Source organism: Streptomyces sp. NBC_00016 (assembly GCF_045040885.1).
GTDB classification, from domain to species: domain Bacteria; phylum Actinomycetota; class Actinomycetes; order Streptomycetales; family Streptomycetaceae; genus Streptomyces; species Streptomyces coriariae.
The window spans coordinates 9,834,308-9,853,381 of record NZ_CP108304.1 but is presented as its reverse complement, the minus strand read 5'-3'; the positions used below and the strand labels follow the sequence as shown (position 1 = coordinate 9,853,381).

The following is a 19,074-nucleotide window of genomic DNA, read 5'->3' as shown; positions in this document are numbered from 1 at the left end:
GTGACTCCTCGTTGTGGCGGGTTGCGGTGCCGACCAGCCCAGCGGCCGCGCGGCGGCGGCCGGGCCCCGGCGAGCACGCACACAGGGGTGACGCGGACCGAGGCGTCCCCGTAGCGGTGCGGCGAGACATCCAGAACCCTAGAGAGCCCGCGAGGCCGCAGGTCGCCCCTGAACGCACAGGACCTGCCCCTGCGTGCAGAGCAGGTCCACGCGCATGACGAGCCTCGCGCAACGGACTGACGGAACATCAAAATGGTTCTGCCAAGACGACATGACGGACGAGGAGAGGGGCCGGACCGTTGCTGCTGCTGGACCTGGACACGCTCGCACCACAGGACCGGGTGGAGGCGTTCCGCAACGCGATGAACGACACCTCGGTTCCGAACGACATCCACCACGAAGACCCGGCCGGCGGCCTGCGGGCCCGCGTCCAGACCTGGCGGATCGGCTCGCTCGACCTCTTCGACATGGACTGCACCGGCTTCGAGGTCAGCCGCACCTCCCGGCACGTCCGCTGGCACCGCGACCGGCCGGTGATCTCGATATCGCTCCAGACCCACGGCGTCCACCGGGCCGAGAACGGTGGCGAACGCTACACCCTCGGTCCCACCGACATCGCTGTTTTCCACGAGCTCTCACCCCGCCGCTACGGCTGGTCCGGCGAAGGCTCTTCGATGGCTGTCACCATCGACATGGAACACCTCGGTCTCCCGGTGGACTCCGTGGTCCGGGCCTCACTCCAGCTCCGCTCGAGCCCCCTGCACGACCTCCTGCTCGACCACCTGCGCGCACTGCGGCGCGACCCCGACACCCTCGCCGCGGATCCGGGCGCACCTGCTCTGGCCGACGCCACCACGGAACTGGTCCGGGCCCTGCTCACCTCGGCCGCCCACGACCCACGGGACCCCAGGACCCGCGAAGCCCTGAACGACACCCTCACCACCCGGATCATCGCGTACGTCCGCGGGCACCTCACCGACCCCGGACTCACCCCGGACCGGATCGCGCGAGCCCACGCCATCTCCCGCCGCCAGCTCTACACCCTGCTCAGCCAGGCCGGCCTCAGCCTCGAACAGTGGATCATCCACGAACGCCTGGAAGCCGCCCGCCGCCTGCTCCGCTCCCCCCACCACGCCCACCTGCCGGTCTCCGCACTGGCGATGCGTTGCGGCTTCACGAGCCCCAGCCACTTCAGCCGACGCTTCCGAACCGCCTACGGCGTCACCCCACGCGAATGGCGCCGCCTCCACACACACTGACCACCCCGCCCCGTTCCCCCCATGCCAGGGCAGGGCACCGTAGCGGTCGAGGTGCCCCGCCCTCCGCGCACTTGAGCGCCGCCCACACCAGGCCCTCGCCGCACCAATCCTCCGGCTCCGCGTGCCGCGGCCGGACCACCACCGAGTCCGGGAGCGGACCATGGCCACAGGTGGCTATCCGAGCCAGACGATGTCCAGCATGGACAGGTGCGCATCGCGCGGTTGGCGAAGAAGATGACCGCCAGCTGACCGACGGACGCGATGCGCGCCCTCGCGATCGCCGGCGTCCCACTGCCGGAAACCCCACGGGTTCCCGGCCGCGGCGTCCAGGACGTCCCAGACCAGTCGGGAGCGGCAGGGTCCCCGACATCATGAGGCGGCGTACGGCGTTCAGGTCCGCGGTTTGGCCATGCGGGCATGGCGTGCGGCCTTGAGCGGTTCGGGCAGGAAGCGGTTCTTCCAGGCGGTGCGTTTGGTGGCGGCGTCGCCGCCGATGACTTCGGCATCGCCGTTCATCAGGGCGAGGAAGCCCTGGCGGGCGACGTCCTTGCGGCTGTTCTTCTTCATGCCGGGGCCGAAGGCGGTGTTGTCCATGCCGGCGCGGGCGTGGAAGTCGCTGTCGGTGGCGCCGGGCAGGAGGGTGGTGACGGTGATCCCGTGTTCCTTGAGTTCTTCGCGCAGGCCGAGGGCGAACATGCGGGTGAAGGCGCGCGAGGGTCCGTAGACCGTCTCGTAGGGGGTGGGCAGGGTCGCGGACAGCGATGAGGTGATCAGGATGCGCCCGCGGCCGTGGGCGGCCATGTGGCGGGCGACGTGTTTGGCGAGGTGGACGACGGAGGTGACGTTCAGGTCGATGAGGGCGAGTTCGTCGTCGAGGTCGGTGTCGAGGAAGGCGCCGCCGATGCTGCGCCCGGCGTTGAGGACGGCCACGTCCAGCGGGCGTCCGGTCTCCTCCACCGCGCGCCACACGGTCTGGACGCCGTCGGCGCGGGCAAGGTCGGCGCGTACGGGGATGACCGTGGTGCCGTGCCGGGCGAGGTCGGTGGCGGCCTGGTCGGTCTTGTCACTGCGGCCGGTGGCGATGACGTCGAAGCCGTTGATGGCGAATAGGGTCGCGAGTTCGTAGCCGATGCCGGAGGAGGCGCCGGTCACCAGGGCCAGCGGCCGGCTGTCTGGGGTGCGGGTCACGAGGTGGTCCCTTCATCGGTGTGGGCAGGGGGTACGGGTGGCTGCCGGTGGCCGACCCGGTGCTTGGGTGGCGCCTGCCCCGGTTTCACAGTGGCATCGCTCGCCAGGGCGGGCACGTCGGGAGGGTGCAGGTCACCATTGCTGGCGGGTGGGGTGGATGACCAGGTCGTTGACAGTGACGTCGGCGGGCTGGTCAAGGGCGTACACCACGGCGTCGGCGACGCCGTCGGGATGGATGGCACCCTCGTTGAGGTCCTGGGCGGTTCGCCTGGCGTCATCGTTGGTGACCTTGTCGGCCCAGCCGGTGTCGATGACGCCGGGGCTGATCATGGAGATCTGGATGCCGTGTGCGGTGCCGACCTCTTGGCGGAGGCTGTCGGTGATGCCGCGGATGAAGAACTTGGTGGCGCTGTAGACGCCGCTGGAACCGCCGACGCGGATGCCGGCGACCGAGCTCATGTTCAGGATGTGGCCGGAGCGGCGGGCGATCATGCCCGGCAGTACGGCGCTGATCGCGTGCAGGTAGCCGCGGATGTTGGTGTCGATCATCTTGTTCCAGTCGTCGGCCGCGCGGTCGGCCCACTGGGAGAACAGCATCAGGCCGGCGTTGTTGACGAGGTGGTCGACGGGACCGAACTCGGCCTGGGCGAAGTCGATGAGCCCTTCGACGTCGTCGGGGCGGGTGACGTCGGTGATCCGTGCGGTGGCGGTGCCGCCGGCCTCGCGGATGCCGGTGACCAGATCGTCGAGCTTGTCGACGTTGCGGGCGGCGAGGACTACGTGAGCGCCGCGGGTGGCCAGGGCGCGGGCGGTGGCGGCGCCGATGCCGGAGGAGGCTCCGGTGATGACGCTCACGCGGCCCTGCAGGTGGTTGGCGGCGATGTCAGCCACGGTGGTTCTCCTTCGGTCCGGGGTTGCTGGCATGGGTGGGGTGGGGTGGGGCGTGGGCTGGTCAGCCGGCGCGGGTGGAGGCGTCGAAGTCGAGGAACATGCGGGTGAAGCACGCGGGGTTCTCCTCGGCGACCCAGTGGCCGGCGTCGGGGACGAGGTGTCCGGTGACGTTCTCGGCGATCTCCTCGCACATGGGCTGGTAGTTGGCCGCCAGGGCCTGGGCGCCGGCGTCACGGTGGACGGCTGCGTCGTGGTCGAGTTCTCGGTAGATCTCGCACAGCGCGCGCGTCGCGCCGGGGGCCTCGAAGGCCGGGCGTAGACGTCGATGTCCGCGTTCGTCATCGCGTCGGGCCGGTAGGTGAGGTCGTCGAAGAAGCGGGTGATGTACCAGCGTTCGCGGCCGTGGATGAGGTGGACGGCGATGTCGGGGTGGGCGTGGAAGTCGAAGTGCCAGGCGCTCTTCGCGGTCTTGCGCTGCTCGTGGTGGTCGGTGCCGGGCAGCGGCGCTTCCATGGTGGTGAGGCTGACGACGACGTCGCGGTAGCGCAGGGCGTAGCCGAGGGCGGGCATCGAGCCGAGGTCGTGGCCGACGACGGAGATCGGGCTGTCGATGCCGAGGCGGTCGTGGACCAGGGCGTGCAGGTCGGCGGCATTGGTGCAGTTGTCGTAGCCGTCGCGCGGTTTGGTTGACGCGTCGGCACCGCGGTAGTCGGGGGCGATGACCCGGTTGCCGGCCTCCGCGAGCGGGATCAGTGGCTTGCGTCAGGCGTGCCGGGTCTGGGGAGCGCCGTGGATGAGCAGGACGGTCTTCTCAGGTTCCTGCGGGGAGCCGGCGGGCTCGGCGAGGGTGTAGCCAATGCGGACCCCGGCGTCCTGGTCGGTCCAGGCCCGTCCGTGGGTGATCTCTACCTGGCTGCCCGGCACTGCGGAGCGAGCGGGAAGGTCGGCGCTGGGGGACGTCGTCGTCATCGAAACTGGCCTCTCCATCGGGCGGGGCGGGACTCGGTCCGCGGCCACGGTGGCCGTGGCCGTGGGCTGCGCGTCCGCGGGGCGGGTGGTTCGCACATGCGGTGGGCTCGTCGGCCCCGGAGCGCCTAGCAGGCAGATGCCGAACGGGCGCAGATGAGCGTTGCCTCCCACGCCTCGATCGGACCGTCGAAGTCGGCCAAGTCGCAGACGGCGTCGCGAGAGCGGGTCGCGCCTGCCAGGGAGGTGAGGAGTGCCCGGGCGGCGGCCGCGGGGTCGCCGGGCTCGTTGCCGGTGTCCGCCCGGAACGCGGCGCGCTGGGCGCCGACCGTTTCCGCGTAGTCGGCGATCTCCCGCTCGGGCAGGGTCTCGTTGGCCGAGCGGCCCGCCCAGTCGGTGCGGAACGGTCCGGGCTCGACGAGGAGGGTGGTGATGCCGAGCGGTGCGACTTCCTGACGCACCGCTTCCTCCCCGAGCACGTCAAAGCCCGCCGCCAGGGAGCCCACGCCAAGCCGTAGCGCAGACGGCGAACCCGCCCTGGCCGCCGGCCGTGCGACCTGCACGATTGCAATGAGGACGGATAAAAGCGCTGCGTCCGCGCCGGTGGATCGGCAGACCGATGCGAACAGCCGGATGTCGGCGACCGCTGGGCACCACCATGGGCTGCGGATGCGCCTGTCCGATCTTCCCCGGCGAGACGTACCTCGACCGGGCCTTCGAGGACCCGTCTTCGGCGGCGCATGTGTCCGATCGGTTGGGCGAGCCGGTGGCCGGCAACACGTCACCGCCTGGCATCACCGGACGGCTCCCACTGGCTGGCGGCCATCCGCCTCCCCCGGGTGCCGTGGGCCCTGCTGTCGCCCGCCTAGCTGCCGTTGGCGGCCGGGCCGTTCATGGCGGGTCCCAGGTCCACCGGGGTGGACGTGGCGTTCGCCGGCGGGGGCAGAACGATCAGCGGCTGGCCGACGGGCGGGACCGGCGGGGTCATGTCCGACTTGGGCAGCTTCGGCGGGGTGGTCTGGGTGAACAGCGTGGTGTCGAAGTCGACCAGACCGGTCTGCTCCATCACCGTGATGTGGTCCAGGACGGTGTCGTTGGCCTGGTCGGCCAGCGCGCGCACCAGCGTGTTCTTCGTCGTCGAGCGGATCTTCGCCACCGTGTTGAAGATCGAACCGTGCGTCATGCGCAGGATGTTGGCGAAGTCGACGTCGAACTGCTTGCCCTGGTCCGCCTTCAAGGTGTTGACGAACCCTTCCTGCTGCGGACTGGCGATGTTGGGCAGGGTCACGTTCAGCAGCGGCGCGATCTTGCGGCAGGTCTCGTCCAGGGCCGCGTGCCCGTCGACCAGGTGCTGGCTGGCGGTGAGGACCCCCTTGCTCTGCCCCTTCTGGAGCCCGATCAGCCCGACCGGATGCTCCCACAGACCGGCAGCGCGCACCGCCACGACGAAGGCGCGGTCGCCCTCGGTGAACGGACCCCACTGGGTGTTGGCGATGATCCGGTCCGTCGAGGTCGACACGGTGTCAAGTCCGAGCATCGACGGGTAGGCCAGCGCACCCAGTGTCAGGGTCAGTGCGCCCCCTACGACGACAGCGCCCACCATGTTCCGCGAAAGTTGCACCAGTCCTCCTGCCCGTCAGGAAATCCGCTGACTTGCTCACCCGATGGGGAGCGGATGAAGAGAACTACGCGCGCGGCGCCATTCCGGCTCATCAGACCCAGCAACGTCTTCATAGGCAGGACACAGAAAGAGCCTCTAGGCCCTCAAAGAGAACAAACCGAAGCTGGAGGCATCGAGCTCGACGGGGGTGCGGAGGGTGAGGTCGGCCCTGTCCCCCCGGGGGCTGGTCGAGGTCCTCGTCCACTTATCCGGGTCCCTGCTTGTGCGGGTCCCTGCTTGGACGGGCCCCTGCGACCGCGGCCAGCTCACGCTGAGCAGCACGGTTGGGGAATGTCAGGACGCGGTGGGCACCGCTGCGTCGAGGCCACGGGACGCGACGAGCTGCGCACTGCCGTCAGCCAGGCGGTAGCACAGCCCGACCACGGCGGCTTGCCCGGCGGCGACTCTCTCGGCGAGCACCCGGGAGCGGTCCAGCAGCAGGTCGACGGTGTGCCTTATGTGCTCGGCGAGAATCTCCTCCGGCTCCACCCGACCGGCGGCCCGCGCCGCCAGCACGCTGGAAGTCACGCGCTCCACGACGTCTCGGACGTACCCGGCCGGCACCGTGCCGTCCTCCAGCGCGGCGCACGCCGCGCCGACCGCGCCGCACGAATCGTGACCGAGCACCATCACCAGCGGGCAGCCCAGTACGTCCACCCCGTACTCGATGCTGCCCAGCACTTCCGCACCCATGACGTGGCCCGCGGTGCGCACGACGAACAGGTCACCCAAGCCGCGGTCGAAGATGATCTCAGCGGCCAGCCGGGAGTCGGAGCATCCGAACAGGACGGCAAAGGGCTGCTGGGCCGGCGCGATCTCGGCGCGACGGGTGGCGTCCTGGTTGGGGTGCTCAGGGGCGCCGGCGACGAAGCGCTGGTTTCCGGCCAGCAGGAGCGCGAATGCGTCACGGGGCGTCGGGGCCGCGATTTCGGTCATGGCCGCAGCCTATGAGCCGGCACCATCCGTGGCGCCGCCTGGCCCTGCCTCGGCTCGTCGGAGAGGGCCACGCCGAAGGGCTGGGGCACTACCCCCAGGCGCCAGGCGAGGGCGGTCTCGAGGTGGTACCTCAGCGCGCGGCGCTGCGACCCCGCCCCGGGTGGCCACTGGTCCACAACGCCCTGCATGTCATTCATACCCCCACAACGAGCGAGGCGCTGCCCGCGCTGTCGGCCGAACGAGGGCGGACAGCCCGGGATCACTCACGGTCCCCTCCGTGGAGGGCCTGCGCCAGCAGCGCCGCCACGACGTCCCTTTTCGTTGTTCCGTCCTCCTTCTGCTCAGCGAGTGTGGCGGTCACCTCGCCGGCCCCGGGCGCTCGGAGCGATCCGGCACGCTGATCCACCGTCCGGTGATCCTTGAACAAGGCCCCTGGTTCGACGGCCGTCACCACCGTGCTGGAAATCGGCGGCTTCCGGCTCCTGACCGATCCGGTCTTCGACCTGGCTCCGGCGCAGTACCGCTTCGGCACCGTCATCCTGCACTTCGGAGCCGCACAGGTCGATGAGATCGGCGAGCCGGCCATTACCCTCGACGGCGCTCAAGGGGCCGAACTCACCCGTTCGCTCGGCGCCAAGGGCGTTGTCCCGGTCCACTACGCATCCTGGGCACACTTCTCCCGGGTGCGTGAGGACATCGTCACCGCCTTCGAACAAGCGGACCTCACCGACCGCCTGCGTTGGCTCACCCCCGGTATCCCCACCCTCCTGGGCTGAACCCGAGTGACCGCGCAGCACACGCGACTGACAGCGAGTCACGACGACGATGAAGCCGACCGACTACCGCGCGGGAGGCTCAGCACCTCGCCATCACGGTCGGGCCGTCGCGTGCCCCGGGGTCACAGTCCGGGGGAGAACGCAGCCACCCGGTGTACAAGCGCTCGTTCACGGGCAGGGCCGGCAGACCGAGCCGCGGGGTGTCGACAGACGTAAGTGCTACCGCCCTCTTGCACAATCTCCCTATGCAGCCGCTGCCGGTTCCCTGCCCCGCCCCTCTCGTCCCGGACGTCTCCGGCGCCGATGCTTTCCACACGGCATACAGGCAGGCCATGGCGCACCGAGCCGTGTTCGTCGCTATCGAATCCGACGGTCCGCGGTGGACCGTGAAGGCGGACACGCTCACCGCCGGACCCGGACACTCCGTCGACGACACCGTGAACGAGGCTGTCCGGGCCGCGTTCAGCCGCCTGGTCCACGACCGCGAAATCGGTGCGGACGCCTACGCAGGACCGATCTACTTCATGATGCACAACGTGTCGAGCGAAGAACGAGCCCGCGAACTCGCAGCCGCACTCCACGCCGCCCTCCACGGAGACCTCGAACCTCTCCACCGCGCCGTGCCTCCGACGCCCTGACCTGAAACGCACGAGAACACAAATCGCGACCCCTCGCACGCAAAGCACAGCTCAACAGCTGATCCCCACCATCAGCGCGTGCCTGACATCCCGGACTGCACCGTGTCCGGGATCAGAACCACGCACTCCCTCCAGCCGATACGTCCTCGGCACGCATCGCGCAGTACCAGGCGCAGTACCAGGCCGGGGGTGGCCGCCAGGTCAGGCCGGAGGCTGCGGTGTCGCTGTCGGGGTGTCGGACAGCGGGATGCGGGCCGTGATGCGTTTACCGACCGGCTGCTGCTCGACGACGAGGGCCTCGGCAATAGCTTTGACGATCTCCAGGCCGTGCTGGCCGACCCGGTCGGGGTTGGCCGACCGGGCCGCGGGCACCGTGGGGTCGCTGTCCCACACGACGACGTCCACGGCCTGGGTGTTGATCCGCAATTCCATCAGGACCGGGCCGGGGGCGTACTTGAGGGCGTTGGTGACCAGTTCGCTGACGACCAGCTGGGTGAGGTCTCGCGCCCGCGCGGATACGGCCAAACGGTGGTCGCCGTCGGCCTGGTCGAGAAAGGCGACCGCGTGGTGTCGGGCCTTGGCGATGCAGCTGCCGTCTCCGTCCAGGGCGTAGCCGGTGCGCATCACCGGCTCGGGACGGCCGTCACCGTCGTCTTGGGATGCCTCGGGCGTCGCCCTCATTCACCATTCACGAGCGCGCCACTACCCCCGATCCCGTCCTACATGCCAGAGGCATGTTATTCGCCACGGCCGTCTGCGTGCATGGGGTTCAGGCGGTGGGGCAGAATCGTCCGTGCACGCCCTGTCCCGGGGGCAGGCCCAAGCGCATTTCGAGGAGACGGTGAGCTACATCGAGCAAGCGGACCGGCCCGACCGGTTCTCCGTCGCGCACCGCACGGTCGACGGCGTGCGCGTCGTCACCGTGCAGGGCGAGATCGACCACGACGTCAAGAACGTCCTCAGCAACGCCCTGCTCCCAGAGGACGGCACGGCACAGGCGTCGCGGATCGTGGTCGACCTCAGCGGCGTGACCTTCATGGACTCCAGCGGCATCAACGTCTTCGTCACCGCCCACCAAGCCGTCACCAGCACCGACGGCTGGCTGCGCATCGCCGCCGCACAGAACCCCGTCCTGCACGTCCTGCAGCTGGTCGGCATCGACGCCGTCATCACCTGCCACCCCACCCTCGAGCAGGCCCTCAACCCCTGAGTGCCCTACTGAGGCCGGTCCGGCATCCTCCTGCCGCGAGCAACGCTGCACGGCCCGGTCCAGCTCCCGCGCCACCGTCTCCGGTAGCGGCTGCTGCCCCAGCGCCCAGTCGATCACCATTTCGGCGACCGTGTGCAGCTTGATGTTGGTGTGCTGGGAGACCTCACGCAGCACCCCGAACCCGGCAGCCGGCGCAATCCGGTGGACCGCGACGAGGACACCGAGGGCCTGGTCGACCGTCGCGTGGGAAACAACCGCGCGCCTCAGCTGCGCGTTCTCCTGCTCCAGACAGCCGGCCGCTACGGCGTTGCGCGTGCCGTCGTCGGGCAGGCGCCGCGGAACACGGGACGAGGTCGTCATGGCCGGGTCTCCATACAGGGGCGGACGTTTCCCGTACGCCTGCCCCCAACCGCAACTGCAAGACACTCCCCACGCGACACGAAGATCACATGAAACGGGGGGAGGAGTTCTTCACCGACCGCGGCCGGTGAAGAACCCGAGAGGCTGTCTCCCCAACCCCTCCCCCGCCGAGTCGCCCTCACATCCGCTCGCACACCCGCTCCGCGCGGCCAACAGCCGCGTTCACGAAAGGGGACGGCGACGGCACGACGTACCCGCCGGACGGCCCGTCACGGCGGCCCGCCCTTGGCTGGGGTGGCCCGTTCGGCGGCCGATAGCTGCCTCCCTGAAGCGCAGTTGCGGCCTACGGGCGGATCGCCAGGCTACAGACCAACCAAATCTGCACCTCCAGCAAGAACCTTCACCACGATGCTGCCGATGAAGTTCAGCGTCGGCGCTGGCGGGGGCAGGGACACGGCGGAAGCGGGGGTAGCCACGGCGATGGTGGCTACGACAGCAAGCGCGGCTGCTGCTAGGAAGCGAGGCGTCTTCATGGCAACGTCAACGATCAATCCAGCTTGATGGTGGCGGGTTGAACAGGCACTCTTCCACACAGCAACCGTCCACCTGTTCGAACGGCAGCGCCCTTGCCTCGTGGCAGCCTCGTACAACTTCGCCCAGGACCTGGCCAACACCCAGGACCCCGCGGAGATCCCCGGCCGCGGGGCGAGGCAAGCAAAAGCGTTGATCGTCAGCCACGCGTTCTGGGGCAAGCTCACCCCCGCCGACGTCCCCGCGGCCCGTGCCGCGCTCAGGCACGATCGCGAGCAGAAGACGGCCGATGCCTCCGGGTAAGCCGCCGCGCGGGCCTCTGAGGGACGGGTCTTCCAGGCCGGGCAGGGCAAGCCCCCTCAGGACTCGGCAGGGGTTGTTGCCTCACCCCACACGATCCCGGTGCCGGCCCCATGTCCATCCCACGCAGGGGCGAGGTATACGAACCCAGATTTTGTTGACATCGCAACGGGTCCTGCGTTTGCGTGGGGATGTCGACTCCGTGGGGCTTCCACGGAGGAAGAACGAGGTGGTCCCATGGACGCATCCCTTCTGGCTGTCTCCCAGCACACGACCACTCAGGGCGTGCACGTCCTGACGCCGCGCGGCGAGATCGACCACAGCAGTGTGGGATTTGTGGGCTGGGCGTTCGACTGCGGCGGAGGCGATCGATGCGCGCCATGCACGGTCATCGACTTCGAGCACGTCACGTTCATGGACACCAGCGGCATCCACTTCCTCGTCCACGCCCACCGTGCCGCGCAGAAGAGCGACGGCTGGCTTCGCCTGGCGAACGTTCCCCCAGCCGTGCAGCGGCTGCTGCACATCGTCGGCCTCGATGAGCTCCTGCCGACGTATGCCACGCTCCAAGCCGCCCTCCCCGCCTGAAGAGACCGGAGTCGCCCGCCATACCGGCCCTCTACCCGGTCGGGTGAAGACGGCGGGATCGGCGAACTTCTGCGGGTGCTGGTGCGTAGTGCCATGCATGAGGCCGATCAACGCAGTGCATGTCGCGGAGCCGGGGCTGGCCGTGGTGGAAGTCGCCCCCTGCGACGACCAGACCGCCTTCATGTGTGCCCTGTCTCCCGGAATCGAGGACATGGCGGGCCGGTGACCGTTCCTTGCCAACGCCTTGCCGACAGCTTGGCATGAGAACGAGGACATGCGGGGCAGGCGAGGAAGTATGACAAGGAACGATTCGCAAGGCACCCAGGGCACCGCGCTTCTGTCCGACCCTCTGCACAACAAGGGGACCGCGTTCAGCGCGACGGAGCGAGCGGAGTTCGGCCTTGACGGGCTGCTGCCGGCCGCGGTGGAGACCCTGGACGACCAGGCCGATCGCGCGTACGCGGCGTTCGTCGGCTACGACAAGCCGCTGAACCGGCACATCTACCTGCGCCAGCTCCAAGACACCAACGAGGTGCTGTTCCATCGACTGGTCACCCGCCACCTGGAGGAGATGCTGCCCGTCGTCTACACCCCGACGGTCGGCGAGGCGTGCCGCCGCTTCAGCGAGATCTACCGCCGCCCACGGGGACTGTTCCTGTCCTACGAGGACCGGCACCGCTTCCGGGACATCCTGCGCAACCGCCCGCACAAGGACGTGGACGTCATCGTCGTCACCGACGGCCAGCGCATTCTCGGCCTGGGCGACCAGGGGGTCGGCGGCATGGGCATCCCGATCGGCAAGCTCAGCCTCTACACAGCGATCGGAGGCATCCACCCCGCTCGTACGCTGCCGATCCTGCTGGACGCCGGGACGGACAACGAGGAACTGCTCGACAACCCGCACTACCTGGGCCGCCGCGAGCGCCGGGTCACCGGGACCGAGTACGACGAGCTGGTGGAGGCGCTGGTCGCGGCCGTGGAGGCCGAGATGCCGGGGACCTTGTTGCAGTGGGAGGACTTCGCCACGGCACAAGCCCGGCGCATTCTTACCCGCTACCAGGACCGGCTTCTGACTTTCAACGACGACATCCAGGGCACCGCGGCCGTCGCGCTCGGCGCACTGACCACGGCCGTGCGGGTGACGCGGACCCGGCTCACCGACCAGCGGATCGTGATCCTCGGCGCGGGCTCCGCCGCGGTCGGCGTGGCCGACATGATCCGCAGCGCTCTGGTCGACGACGGCATGCCGCAAGCGGATGCCGCCTCGCGATTCTGGTTCGTGGACGTCGATGGGCTGCTGACCGGCTCCCGTGCCGACTTGACCGACGAGCAGCGGGTCTACGCCCGCGACGACGAGCAGGAGTCGTACAGCCTGGCCGAGGTGGTGGACCGGGTCGAGCCGACCGTGCTGATCGGGCTCTCCACTGCGCACGGCGCCTTCACCGAGGAGATCGTGCGGCGGATGGCGGCCTCCTGCGAGCGCCCGGTGATCTTCCCGCTGTCCAACCCGACCTCCCATGCCGAGGCCGACCCCGCCGACCTCGTGCGCTGGACGGACGGCAAGGTTCTGGTCGCCACGGGTTCCCCGTTCCCGCCGGTGACGGTCGACGGCCGCGAGGTGCCGGTCGCCCAGGCGAACAACGTGTACGTGTTCCCCGCCATCGGCCTGGCGGTCACCGCAAGCCGGGCCACCCGGGTCACGGACCGCATGATGGTGGCCGCCGCCCGCGCGGTCGGTGACTGCGCCGCCCAGTTCGCCCCCCAGGACAGTGAGGCCCCCGCGCCCCTGCTGCCCCCGCTGCGGGAGATGCGGGACGCTGCCCGGGAGATCGCGATGGCCGCAGCGACAGCGGCGGTACAGGACGGCGTCGCCCCGAAGGCCACGCAGGAGGAACTGCGCGCGGCTGTCGAGGCTGCCCAATGGAGCCCTGAGTACGCACAATGACAGGCTGCCCCCAGCAGAGCGGACACGCGGTAGGAGTGCGCCACTTTCTTCGCAGGGGGTTCAGAAACCTGCGCACGAAGACCGGCTCTCCGATCGGTGCTCCGAAACCATCACGGTCTCGCCGCTGCGGCCGCGGGACGTGCTCGCGGCCTGAGAAACCGGACGCTCTACGGCCATGGGCGCTTGGCCGGTGCAGCCTGTGGCGGCGGTCGGGCCGCGCAGTCGACGGGGGTGTTCTTCTCGTTCTCGATCTCTACGTCGCTGTCACCCAGGACACACGCAGGCCGACATGGCAGCTACGCCGTACTCCGTCGCAGCGCACAGGCCCCGGGGCGAGCCCCAGGGCCTGATGCTTCCCGTTCTGGTGAAGACCCGGCCGCCTAAGTCGGCTGCTTACGCTTCCTGGAGCTTGGCCACGATCCACTCACCGAGTTCTCGGGTCATGACCGTGTGGCCCTCGTTACTGGTGGCGCAGAGGAAGTCGTGGAGCCGGCTCTCTTCGCGTTCGACTTTGCTGTAGAGAGCGTTGTGGTCGTCGATGTCGGCCGATGCCACGGCGCTGATGGTGGGGACGAAGGTGGAGGTGTTGTGCGTGAGTTCCGCCGGATCGCCGTTGACGAGGCCGGCCAGCATGGCGGCCATGCCGAAGTTGGCGGCGTCACCCAGCAGGGGGGCCTTGGGGAAGAGGCCGCCGGGAGCGCCGTCGAGCTCGGGAAAACCGGTGGTGTTGATGGAGACCGGGGCCTCGCGTGCCTCAGCCATCTGGGCGACAGTCTGCCTTCCCGGTCCCTGGGTGCGCAGCTGGGCGCTCACGTTCGGTCCGAGGGCGGCCATCGCGGCGTCGTCAGCGGGGATGCTGTTCCCGGTGCCGGTGCCCGTTCCGTTGGCGACACCGAGCAGACGGGGGATCTGGGGCCAGTCGCCCATCCGCTCGAGTGCGTTCAGGAAGTCGGTCCGGTCCTGGTGCTGGCCGGCGGCGACGTCGAGGGTGGTGTCGGTGGCGGTGGCGAGGTGCCAGCGCAGCATCTGGCGCGCGGCGGGGCTGTTGACCAGGTCGGAGTAGGCGCTGAGGAGTTGGTTGTCACTGCCCCAGTGTTCCTTCACGAAGTGGGCGAACGCCTGGACTCCCAGGGGCAGCCACGCGCCGCAGTGCGGGGTGTCGTAGGAGAGGTAGGTGGCGGTCTCGTGGCTCATCCGCTGGCGCTCCATCTTGGCCAGGGCATAGCGGGTGACCAGTCCTCCCATGCTGAAGCCGCCCACTGTCAGCGGGGCGTCGCCCACGCGGTCGGCGATCGTCCGCATGATGCACTCGATCGCGACGGCGGCGTTGTCGGGGATGGACGCTGTGCGGTCGGCGTAGCCGAGCAGGACGACGTCGAAGCCGGCCTCGCGCAGCGTGGAGATGAACGGGTAGGCCCCGTTCTCCAGGCCGTCGTAGAGCTGCCGGCCGTTGCTGGCTCCCGGGGCGAAGCCGTCGGAGAGGATCACCGGCCGCTGGACGGCCGTCTGGTCGGAGGAGCTGTAGAACACCCAGGCGGTGCCGCTCGTGGCCGGGTTACGGAGATCCCACTTGGTGTCCCAGGGCTCCGCTTGCGCGGCTGAGGGCTCAGCCCTTTCAGGGGTACCCCAGATATTGACGACAGGCTTGGACATTTCGACGACTCCTTGATGGTGCGGCCGGTCATGCCGAACGCGGATATCGTCTCGGCGCGCGCATCCGTTCCCCGCCCGAATGCGGTGAGATCACTCTTCCCAGGGATGAAACAGCCTTTTTCACTCCTTTCCTGGCGCCTCGCGTACGCGGGGCGTGCCCGGCTCCCACTCGTTGTCGCTTGCCAGCAGGTCATGAAAGCCGGTGATGCTGCGGCGCGCTGCTATGCGTTCGGTGAGGGTGAGGATGCCGTCGAGGCCTGAGGCGTCGATTTCCGGGCGCAGAAAGCGCGCGACGTCGTGCTCCTGGGGCGCGCAGTTCGGGCAGCTCCGGATGGGAGATGCCGTAGGTCCCCGCCTTCGGCGGATGGCGTTTCACCGGGTGACACATGACGACTCCTGATCCCGCCCCCCGGCTGCGATCGGGCTGATCGCCGCGACGGTGGCCTCTAGAGCGTGAACGGCCCCCGAGGTCAAGAACACGTAGTCAGGGCCGACGCCACGTCACCGCACGCCAGGCCGCCAGGCCGCCAGGCCGCCAGCAGCGCCGACGGATGGCGGATCGCTGGCGCAAAAGCCCGTCCTGTACGTCCTGCAGTTGGCGGCATCAACGCCCTCATCACCTGCCACCCCACCCTCGAACAGGCCCTCAACCCCTGAGCGCCCTACCGAGGCTGGTCCGGCGCATCGCCCTGCCGCGAGCGGCGCTCTACGGCCTCGCCCAGCTCATGACCCACCGGCTCCGGCAGCGGCTGACGCCCCAGCGCCCAGTCGATCACCCTCTCGGCGACCGTGTGCAGCTTGATGTTGGAGTGCTGGGAGACCGATCCCAGGACGTGCCGACCCGTCTGACGGCCCGGCACGTCCTGGGCCTTGCGGGAGTGGCCAGTCCGCTGGGGCTACGCACCACGAGCCCGCTCGGGCAGTCACCCCTACATGGGCAACAACCGCACGTCGACGAGAACAGCGAGCCGGGGGTCAGAATTCTCCAGACACAGCGGCCAGCCGAACCGCCGACTGCCCCTCCATGACATCCGCCCCGTGGCAGCAAACCTTGAGGCGGGTGCCACTGGACTGCGCCCCGGTGCACCGCCGGTTTTCTGGAACCACACCACGGTCAGTGCGTAATAGTGCAGCACTGACTCTCGTTCCGGATCGATCAACCGGGAGGTGAACGACCCAACGCACGTCACGGCGTCACGCTTCCTGTAGCGCGGGGACAGGGAGCTCGCCCGAGCCTCGGACGATCAGCCGGGTGGGAACGGTGATGGTGCGCGCTCGAGTGCGGTCCCCGTCCAGGCGGGTCAGCGCGGTGGTCGCTGCTGTTCTGCCGAGTTCTTCCGCGTCCTGGGCTACGGCGGTCAGGGCCGGCTCGAGTGCCTCGGCGAGCGAGACGTCGTCGAAGGCGACGACGGCGACGTCCTTGCGCTTGCTGCGTGCCAGTTCGGCGACTATCCCCAGCGCCATGATGTTGTTGCCGGCGAACAGCGCGGTGGGTGGATCGGCCAGGCCGAGGAGTTGGGCGGTCGCGGCTTCGGCCCCCCGCTGGTCGTGGGCGTTGGCGACGAGCGAGCGGTCGTAGGCGATGTCGGCTTCCTGGAGTGCCGAGCGGTAGCCGGCCAGTCGTTCACGGCGGGTGTACAGCTTCAGGGGCAGGTCGCCGACGAAGCCGATGCGCCGGTGTCCGTGGGCGACGAGGTGGGCGACGCCGTCGTGGGCTCCGGCGCGGTTGGAGCTGACGATGCTGTCCGTGGCGAGGCCGACTCCGGGTCGGTCGAGGAAGATCACTGGCAGTCCAGCCGTGCGCTGGGACTTGAGGTGGGAGTGGTCGGCGCCGACGGACGGGACGACGATCAGGATGCTGACGCGGCGGGCGAGGAACTTGTCCGTCAGAGCACGTTCGCGCTCGGGGTCGTCCGCGGAGGAGCCCATGAGCAGGGTCAGTCCGCGTTCGCGGACGGTGTCCTCGATGGCGCGAGCCACAGCTCCGAAGAAGGGGTTGGCGAGATCGGGGATGACCAGACCGATGGTGGTGTCCGGGCCGCCGACGCGGATGTTGCGGGCCATGAGGTTCGGCTGGAAGCCGAGCTTGGCCACTGCGGCCAGTACCTGTTCCCTGGTCTGCGCGGAGGCGGGTCCGTCCTCGTTGAGGACTCGGGAAACCGTCTTGGCGCTGACGCCGACTTCTCGGGCGACATCGGCCAGGGTGGGGCGGCGGTTCGCTGCCATGGAGGAAACCGTCTCCTGAGGGCTCTCGGTTCCGGCCACGGCCTTGGCCGGAGACTGCGAGAGCGGGGTTGTGCTGTCAGGTGGCCTGGACTCCGGCGGCCTTCGCGGCCTCCGAATCCGCTACGACAGTATCTCCGGCTTCGTCGACGGTGAGCGCGCCGGTCATGATGGCGACGACCTCGGCCATGGAATAGTCGGAGGGCTTGATCACGGCAGCGCGCCGGCCGAGGCGGTGGACGTGGATCCGGTCGGCGATCTCGAAGACGTGGGGCATGTTGTGACTGATCAGGACGACCGGCATGCCCTTGTCGCGGACCCGGCGGATCAGGTCGAGGACCTGGCCGGACTCCTTGACGCCGAGGGCGGCGGTGGGTTCGTCCATGACGACGACGGAGCGGGCCCAGGCGACGGAACGGGCGACCGCGACGGCCTGCCGCTGTCCGCCGGAGAGCGTCTCCACCGACTGCGTCAGCGAGCGCAGTCCGATCTTCAGGTCGGCCATGTGCTCGGCGGCCTCCTGGCGCATGCGTTTCTTGTCCAGCATGCGGAAGACCGTGCCGAGGGCGCCGGGGCGGCGCAGCTCGCGCCCGAGGAACATGTTCGAGGCGATGTCCATGGAGGCGGCCACGGCGAGGTCCTGATAAACGGTCTCGATGCCGTGGGCGCGGGCGCTCTGCGGGCCGGAGAAGGTGATGGGCTCGCCGTTGAGCCGTATCTCGCCCGCGTCGGGGGTCACCGCGCCGGTGAGGGCTTTGATCAGGCTGGTCTTGCCGGCGCCGTTGTCGCCGATGACGGCGAGGACCTCGCCGGGAAGCAGGTCGAAGTCGGCGCCGTCGATGGCGGTGACCTGGCCGTACCGCTTGACCAGACCGCGGGCCTGCAGCACGGGCGTGTGGGAGGAGGTGGCGGTCATCGTGCCTTCTTCCGGGAGAGCTGGTCGACGGTCACCGCGAGGATGACCAGGACTCCGGTGATCAGGGTCTGGTAGATGGAGGCGACGCCCATCAGCTGGAGGCCGTTGCGGAACACGCCGACGATGAGGACGCCGATGAAGGTGCCCAGGACCGAGCCGCGTCCGCCGAAGAGGCTGGTGCCGCCGAGGACCACGGCGGTGATGCTGTCGAGGTTGTCGGTCTGCCCCGCCTGCGGGTCGCCGACTCCGGTGCGGGAGATGAGCAGCAGGGCGGCGATGCCGTACAGCAGGCCGGCGACGGTGTAGATGCCGATGGTGAGGCGGGAGGTGCGGATGCCGTTCAGCCGGGCGGCCTCGGCGCTGTTGCCCAGGGCGTACACGTGCCGGCCCCACCCGGTGCTGCTCAGCGCGTAGGCGAGGACGAGGAACAAAGCGATCGTGACGAGGGAGCCGTACGTGATGTCCGTGTGGCCCAGCGGGAAGGTCTCTCCGAGGGCTGTCAGCGGGCCGGGCAGGTTGGTGACCGTCTGCTCCTCGGAGTAGATGTGGGTCAGCGCGAACGCCACGTTGAGCATGCCGAGGGTGACGATGAACGGCGGCAGCGGGATCTTCTGCACCAGCAGCCCGTTGAGCAGACCGAACCCGCCGCAGACCGCCAGGCCCAGGGCGATGGCGAGGAGCGGGGGCAGGGAGCCCTCGGCGGCCATCTTGGCGATCACGATGCTGCCGAACGCCATCACGGCCCCGCACGACAGGTCGATCCCCGCCGTGAGGATGATCAGGGTCTGCCCGATGGCGAGGGTGCCCACGACCATGACCTGTTGCACGATCAGCGAGAAGTTCCCGCCGGTCAGGAACTGGTCGGTCGAGAAGGAGAAGAAGGCGCAGGCCAGGAGGAGGGCTGCCAGGGGTCCGGTGGTCGGCGCCGTGAGCAGTCTGCGGGCCGTGGTCGGTGCCTTGAGCTCCGAGTACGGCGTTGTCGTGGCTGTCATGCGAAGTCCTTGTCGGAAGACAGATGTCCTTGTCGGAGGACG

The 19,074-nt window shown here is 69.3% G+C and carries 21 protein-coding genes and 2 pseudogenes; 8 read left to right on the top strand and 15 right to left on the bottom strand.

The window, feature by feature from the left end; all coding sequences use genetic code 11:
- The first annotated feature begins 299 nt into the window (after window positions 1–299).
- Entirely contained in the window at window positions 300–1,259 is a 960-nt protein-coding gene (locus OG933_RS43420) for an AraC family transcriptional regulator (protein ID WP_405632963.1), read from the top strand.
- Window positions 1,260–1,649: 390 nt separating this feature from the next.
- Here OG933_RS43420 and OG933_RS43415 read toward each other — a convergent pair whose 3' ends face one another.
- From OG933_RS43415 to OG933_RS43380, 8 genes and pseudogenes are all read right to left on the bottom strand, one after another.
- On the bottom strand, window positions 1,650–2,447 hold the full coding sequence (locus OG933_RS43415) for an SDR family NAD(P)-dependent oxidoreductase (protein WP_362525682.1): 798 nt from the start codon (window positions 2,445–2,447) through the stop codon (window positions 1,650–1,652).
- Window positions 2,448–2,579: 132 nt separating this feature from the next.
- Window positions 2,580–3,338, bottom strand: coding sequence for an SDR family oxidoreductase (locus OG933_RS43410; RefSeq protein WP_405632961.1), 759 nt, complete (start codon window positions 3,336–3,338; stop codon window positions 2,580–2,582).
- A 61-nt stretch (window positions 3,339–3,399) separates the two neighbouring features.
- Window positions 3,400–3,531 (bottom strand): hypothetical protein, encoded by a 132-nt coding sequence (locus OG933_RS43405; protein ID WP_405632958.1) that lies wholly within the window; start codon window positions 3,529–3,531, stop codon window positions 3,400–3,402.
- 59 nt (window positions 3,532–3,590) lie between these two features.
- A pseudogene (locus tag OG933_RS43400) lies at window positions 3,591–4,058 on the bottom strand (alpha/beta fold hydrolase); the annotation flags it as partial.
- Window positions 4,059–4,100: 42 nt separating this feature from the next.
- Complete coding sequence (locus OG933_RS43395) at window positions 4,101–4,307, bottom strand: hypothetical protein (RefSeq protein ID WP_405632957.1); 207 nt, start codon at window positions 4,305–4,307, stop codon at window positions 4,101–4,103.
- 125 nt (window positions 4,308–4,432) lie between these two features.
- Window positions 4,433–4,765, bottom strand: a complete 333-nt coding sequence (locus tag OG933_RS43390) for a hypothetical protein (RefSeq protein ID WP_405632954.1) — start codon at window positions 4,763–4,765, stop codon at window positions 4,433–4,435.
- Window positions 4,766–5,169: 404 nt separating this feature from the next.
- Window positions 5,170–5,907, bottom strand: coding sequence for a DUF4142 domain-containing protein (locus OG933_RS43385; protein ID WP_405633709.1), 738 nt, complete (start codon window positions 5,905–5,907; stop codon window positions 5,170–5,172).
- 351 nt (window positions 5,908–6,258) lie between these two features.
- On the bottom strand, window positions 6,259–6,900 hold the full coding sequence (locus tag OG933_RS43380) for a carbonic anhydrase (protein WP_405632951.1): 642 nt from the start codon (window positions 6,898–6,900) through the stop codon (window positions 6,259–6,261).
- Between the two features lie 419 nt (window positions 6,901–7,319).
- On the opposite strand from OG933_RS43380, the gene OG933_RS43375 reads away from it, so the two are divergent.
- Window positions 7,320–7,676, top strand: a complete 357-nt coding sequence (locus tag OG933_RS43375) for a hypothetical protein (protein WP_405632948.1) — start codon at window positions 7,320–7,322, stop codon at window positions 7,674–7,676.
- A 332-nt stretch (window positions 7,677–8,008) separates the two neighbouring features.
- Window positions 8,009–8,314, top strand: coding sequence for a hypothetical protein (locus tag OG933_RS43370; RefSeq protein ID WP_362525701.1), 306 nt, complete (start codon window positions 8,009–8,011; stop codon window positions 8,312–8,314).
- Between the two features lie 201 nt (window positions 8,315–8,515).
- Here OG933_RS43370 and OG933_RS43365 read toward each other — a convergent pair whose 3' ends face one another.
- On the bottom strand, window positions 8,516–8,995 hold the full coding sequence (locus OG933_RS43365; RefSeq protein ID WP_405632944.1) for an ATP-binding protein: 480 nt from the start codon (window positions 8,993–8,995) through the stop codon (window positions 8,516–8,518).
- 160 nt (window positions 8,996–9,155) lie between these two features.
- On the opposite strand from OG933_RS43365, the gene OG933_RS43360 reads away from it, so the two are divergent.
- Complete coding sequence (locus OG933_RS43360) at window positions 9,156–9,524, top strand: STAS domain-containing protein (protein WP_405632941.1); 369 nt, start codon at window positions 9,156–9,158, stop codon at window positions 9,522–9,524.
- 123 nt (window positions 9,525–9,647) lie between these two features.
- On the opposite strand, the pseudogene OG933_RS43355 reads toward OG933_RS43360, so the two are convergent.
- A pseudogene (locus tag OG933_RS43355) lies at window positions 9,648–9,884 on the bottom strand (ANTAR domain-containing protein); the annotation flags it as partial.
- Between the two features lie 633 nt (window positions 9,885–10,517).
- Between OG933_RS43355 and OG933_RS43350 the strand changes: the two are divergent.
- From OG933_RS43350 to OG933_RS43335, 4 genes are all read left to right on the top strand, one after another.
- Window positions 10,518–10,718 carry a hypothetical protein gene (locus OG933_RS43350; RefSeq protein WP_405632938.1) on the top strand — a complete coding sequence of 67 codons (201 nt, stop codon included), beginning with the start codon at window positions 10,518–10,520 and terminating at the stop codon, window positions 10,716–10,718.
- A 234-nt stretch (window positions 10,719–10,952) separates the two neighbouring features.
- A complete protein-coding gene (locus tag OG933_RS43345) occupies window positions 10,953–11,303 on the top strand; it encodes an STAS domain-containing protein (RefSeq protein ID WP_362525709.1) in 351 nt (116 codons plus the stop codon).
- A 97-nt stretch (window positions 11,304–11,400) separates the two neighbouring features.
- A complete protein-coding gene (locus tag OG933_RS43340; RefSeq protein WP_405632934.1) occupies window positions 11,401–11,529 on the top strand; it encodes a DUF6207 family protein in 129 nt (42 codons plus the stop codon).
- A 69-nt stretch (window positions 11,530–11,598) separates the two neighbouring features.
- Window positions 11,599–13,248, top strand: coding sequence for an NAD-dependent malic enzyme (locus OG933_RS43335; protein WP_405632930.1), 1,650 nt, complete (start codon window positions 11,599–11,601; stop codon window positions 13,246–13,248).
- Between the two features lie 393 nt (window positions 13,249–13,641).
- Here OG933_RS43335 and OG933_RS43330 read toward each other — a convergent pair whose 3' ends face one another.
- From OG933_RS43330 to OG933_RS43310, 5 genes are all read right to left on the bottom strand, one after another.
- Entirely contained in the window at window positions 13,642–14,901 is a 1,260-nt protein-coding gene (locus OG933_RS43330; protein ID WP_405632927.1) for an esterase/lipase family protein, read from the bottom strand.
- Between the two features lie 662 nt (window positions 14,902–15,563).
- Window positions 15,564–15,761, bottom strand: a complete 198-nt coding sequence (locus tag OG933_RS43325; RefSeq protein ID WP_405632925.1) for a hypothetical protein — start codon at window positions 15,759–15,761, stop codon at window positions 15,564–15,566.
- A 334-nt stretch (window positions 15,762–16,095) separates the two neighbouring features.
- Entirely contained in the window at window positions 16,096–17,127 is a 1,032-nt protein-coding gene (locus tag OG933_RS43320) for a LacI family DNA-binding transcriptional regulator (protein WP_405632922.1), read from the bottom strand.
- 76 nt (window positions 17,128–17,203) lie between these two features.
- Entirely contained in the window at window positions 17,204–18,040 is an 837-nt protein-coding gene (locus OG933_RS43315; protein ID WP_362525724.1) for an ATP-binding cassette domain-containing protein, read from the bottom strand.
- Entirely contained in the window at window positions 18,037–19,032 is a 996-nt protein-coding gene (locus tag OG933_RS43310) for an ABC transporter permease (protein ID WP_054245057.1), read from the bottom strand. Before OG933_RS43310 ends, OG933_RS43315 begins: the two co-directional genes overlap by 4 nt.
- Window positions 19,033–19,074 lie beyond the last annotated feature (42 nt).

What these genes read in the sequence shown, in the direction of transcription:
- OG933_RS43395 (WP_405632957.1), bottom strand. Translation starts at nt 4,307, where the DNA reads ATGACGACGACGTCCCCCAGCGCCGACCTTCCCGCTCGCTCCGCAGTG.
- OG933_RS43370 (WP_362525701.1), top strand. Translation starts at nt 8,009, where the DNA reads ATGGCGCACCGAGCCGTGTTCGTCGCTATCGAATCCGACGGTCCGCGG.
- OG933_RS43315 (WP_362525724.1), bottom strand. Translation starts at nt 18,040, where the DNA reads ATGACCGCCACCTCCTCCCACACGCCCGTGCTGCAGGCCCGCGGTCTG.
- OG933_RS43345 (WP_362525709.1), top strand. Translation starts at nt 10,953, where the DNA reads ATGGACGCATCCCTTCTGGCTGTCTCCCAGCACACGACCACTCAGGGC.
- OG933_RS43330 (WP_405632927.1), bottom strand. Translation starts at nt 14,901, where the DNA reads ATGTCCAAGCCTGTCGTCAATATCTGGGGTACCCCTGAAAGGGCTGAG.
- OG933_RS43310 (WP_054245057.1), bottom strand. Translation starts at nt 19,032, where the DNA reads ATGACAGCCACGACAACGCCGTACTCGGAGCTCAAGGCACCGACCACG.
- OG933_RS43340 (WP_405632934.1), top strand. Translation starts at nt 11,401, where the DNA reads ATGAGGCCGATCAACGCAGTGCATGTCGCGGAGCCGGGGCTGGCCGTG.
- OG933_RS43405 (WP_405632958.1), bottom strand. Translation starts at nt 3,531, where the DNA reads ATGTGCGAGGAGATCGCCGAGAACGTCACCGGACACCTCGTCCCCGAC.
- OG933_RS43365 (WP_405632944.1), bottom strand. Translation starts at nt 8,995, where the DNA reads ATGAGGGCGACGCCCGAGGCATCCCAAGACGACGGTGACGGCCGTCCC.
- OG933_RS43320 (WP_405632922.1), bottom strand. Translation starts at nt 17,127, where the DNA reads ATGGCAGCGAACCGCCGCCCCACCCTGGCCGATGTCGCCCGAGAAGTC.
- OG933_RS43335 (WP_405632930.1), top strand. Translation starts at nt 11,599, where the DNA reads ATGACAAGGAACGATTCGCAAGGCACCCAGGGCACCGCGCTTCTGTCC.
- OG933_RS43385 (WP_405633709.1), bottom strand. Translation starts at nt 5,907, where the DNA reads ATGGTGGGCGCTGTCGTCGTAGGGGGCGCACTGACCCTGACACTGGGT.
- OG933_RS43380 (WP_405632951.1), bottom strand. Translation starts at nt 6,900, where the DNA reads ATGACCGAAATCGCGGCCCCGACGCCCCGTGACGCATTCGCGCTCCTG.